The sequence below is a fragment of the Endozoicomonas sp. SESOKO2 genome (genome assembly GCF_024606245.1).
Taxonomy (GTDB): Bacteria; Pseudomonadota; Gammaproteobacteria; order Pseudomonadales; family Endozoicomonadaceae; genus Endozoicomonas_A.
Window position 1 is genome coordinate 1 of the sequence record NZ_JAHHPQ010000494.1, and the last position, 1386, is coordinate 1386.

3 protein-coding genes are annotated in these 1386 nt (G+C 48.0%); 2 read left to right on the plus strand and 1 reads right to left on the minus strand.

Annotation, left to right across the window (positions count from 1 at the left end):
• Both KDK17_RS11330 and KDK17_RS11335 read left to right on the plus strand, forming a co-directional pair.
• Positions 1-254, plus strand: a 254-nt coding sequence (locus KDK17_RS11330) for an iron chelate uptake ABC transporter family permease subunit (RefSeq protein WP_257288120.1), incomplete at its 5' end; no start/stop codon positions are given.
• Positions 254-1027, plus strand: a complete 774-nt coding sequence (locus KDK17_RS11335; protein WP_257281207.1) for a heme ABC transporter ATP-binding protein — start codon at positions 254-256, stop codon at positions 1025-1027. The genes KDK17_RS11330 and KDK17_RS11335, both read left to right, overlap by 1 nt.
• A gap of 121 nt (positions 1028-1148) precedes the next feature.
• Here the strand turns inward: KDK17_RS11335 and KDK17_RS11340 are convergent.
• The coding region (locus KDK17_RS11340) for a hypothetical protein (RefSeq protein WP_257255537.1) at positions 1149-1386 on the minus strand (238 nt) is incomplete at its 5' end.

A 1386-nucleotide genomic window follows, 5' to 3' on the forward strand; every position in this document is an offset into this window, starting at 1 on the left:
CTGTATCGGTAGCCGGCATCATTGGCTTTGTCGGGCTGGTTGTTCCTCACCTGATTCGCCTGATGGCAGGACCTGATCACAGAACACTGTTACCCGCCTCAGCCATGCTGGGTGGTATTCTGCTGCTGGCAGCCGACATGATTGCCAGAACCGCTGTCGCCCCCGCTGAATTGCCCATTGGTATTGTCACCGCCCTGATGGGGGCCCCGTTCTTCATGTCTCTGTTGTGGCAGCAACGCAAGAGGATTGCCTGATGAGTTGTCTCAAGGTTCAGAATGCCACAGTGCAGATCGGTGAAAAGATACTGCTTGATGATGTCAGTCTTTCAGTCGCTCCCGGTGAAGTAGTCACTGTTCTGGGCCCTAACGGGGCTGGCAAAAGTACCCTGATGAAAGTCATCAGTGGTGAGCAAAAGCCTTCTTCTGGCAATGTACAATTGAATGGCAGAAATGATTGGTCGCTGCAGCAACAAGCTTTGATGCTGGGCGTGTTAACCCAGTCTTCCTCTCTGAGTTTTCCGTTCACTGTTGAAGAAGTGGTCATTCTGGGACGCATTCCCTGCTCGACAGACCGAACTCAAAACCTGGCCATCGTTGAAGCGGCTCTGAAAGAAGTCGATGGTCTACATCTGAGAGATCGTCGGTACACTACCCTTTCCGGTGGTGAACGACAGAGGGTTCATATGGCCAGGGTGTTGGCCCAGATCTGGGACGAAACGGATTTTGGCAAACGCTACCTCTTGCTGGACGAACCCACATCAGCACTGGATCCGGCTCATCAGCAACTGACTCTGAAAATGGCCCGCAAACAGGCTGAGAAAGGTGTAGGCGTAATGGTCATTCTGCACGACCTTAACCTGGCAGCCCGTTACTCAGACCGTCTGGTTATTCTTAAAGAAGGCGGTTTAGCAGCCCAGGGAACACCCCATGAAGTGTTGACTGCCGAAACGTTACAAGCCGTGTTTGATGTGGATGTTACGATTTCAAAGCATCCTGTGCATAACTGTCCTTTGGTAATCAATAATTAATCTCTGTTGAGATCATTTCACAATTTCTCATCCCCCTCGAACGTAGGGATGGGAAATTGCTTCCTTCAATTCATTAATGATAATCCATGAACAATGTTAGGGCATAACAGGCCATTCGAACTCAATAATATTCGTTTCCTTTGCCAACCTCTCTAAATTCTTCCTCAAGCAACCGGTCCCACTCCTTCTGATTTTTTTTATGTTTTCTCATGTTAGCAAGATAGATATCCTGCCAATTTTTCTCATCGTGGTGTTTAGATAACAATTTTTTAAATGCCTCGGTTGTTAAGGGGCTAACGGCAATATTTTGATGACGCAAACAGTGTTTGGCTATTGTTAATTGACTCTTTTCTGAGCAT